The sequence below is a fragment of the Vibrio sp. 10N.222.46.A1 genome, from assembly GCF_041473595.1.
In the GTDB taxonomy this organism is placed as follows: Bacteria; Pseudomonadota; Gammaproteobacteria; order Enterobacterales; family Vibrionaceae; genus Vibrio; species Vibrio tasmaniensis_A.
This window is the reverse complement of the sequence record NZ_JBFRSN010001021.1, coordinates 1-1,081: the sequence shown is the minus strand read 5'-3', so window position 1 is coordinate 1,081 and position 1,081 is coordinate 1. Positions and strand designations below refer to the sequence as shown.

Here is a 1,081-nt window from a genome sequence, read left to right as displayed (position 1 = left end):
TATCGTAGCAAACGTGTTCTGCAGGCGTTAGCTGCAATTCTTTATTTGAGTATGGTTGAATGGATAAACAAAGATTATTTGAATTATATGAGAAACTCTATTTTCATGAAATGGAAGTGCGTGAAAAAATCACTGGCAGAGTACAAGTTACTTTTGCTCTTGTAGCTACAGGCTATACAATCCTTAGCTATATGCTGAGAATGTTGGATTTTACTAGTAATAAATTTGCTGTGAGCACGTTTGTAATATGTACAGCTGTCACATTTCTAATTTCATTTGGTTGTCTGTATTATTTAATTCGAGCATTTTGGGGGAATACTTATAATGGCATGCCGTCTCCAAAAGAAACGGATGTTTATAGAGAAGAATTAATTCTTCATCGTCATCAAATTGCACAGTACAACATGGATTATCCACAAAACCAACAACCAGAAGTTATTGTCGATGAGCGTATTTCTGAACACCTTTACAGTAAATTTCGCGATTGCTCTACTCATAATACGGCAGTAAATGACCGCAGGTCTGAGCAAGTACATAAATCATTTAAGTGGTTGTTATTTGCTTCTATACCGATGTTTATTGCAAGCGTGACATTTATAATATTTGACTTAGATGTGTTTTCACCAAGAAAAGAAACATCTATCATTGATCAGTCGGTAGTTAATGCTTTAAACGAAATTAAACATGAAATTGTTATTTTTACAGATTTTTATAAAGGAGACCAAGAAATGCCTGAAGTTGAAGATAACTACGTACCGCCACCACCAGCTGCTCCTCAAGAGCCAGATGTTCGTCCATTAGTAGAAAATGATAACTTACCAAGTGCAGGAGAATAGTATGTCAAATGATCAAAGTAAAAATTCACCGCCGCCGCCACCTAAACCACCAGAGGCTCCACGTGTTCGCATGATTAATGAAGACCTCACTAAAAAGAAAAGCAGCTAACAATCGCATCAACACGATTTACTACACTCGGCAATCTCAGTTTGCCGAGTGTTTATCGTTTTAAGGCGTTAATATTAAGTATAATTGTTTAGTAGTAAACGTGTTATGCAGGCGTTGATATGACCCCCCACTGTCA

Annotated in this window: 1 protein-coding gene; it reads left to right on the top strand. The window is 36.6% G+C overall.

The genetic code is table 11. The features are described from left to right. Window positions 1-59 precede the first annotated feature (59 nt). Window positions 60-836, top strand: a complete 777-nt coding sequence (locus tag AB4496_RS23265) for a hypothetical protein (RefSeq protein WP_102257480.1) — start codon at window positions 60-62, stop codon at window positions 834-836. Window positions 837-1,081 lie beyond the last annotated feature (245 nt).

What these genes read in the sequence shown, in the direction of transcription:
- AB4496_RS23265 (WP_102257480.1), top strand. Translation starts at nt 60, where the DNA reads ATGGATAAACAAAGATTATTTGAATTATATGAGAAACTCTATTTTCAT.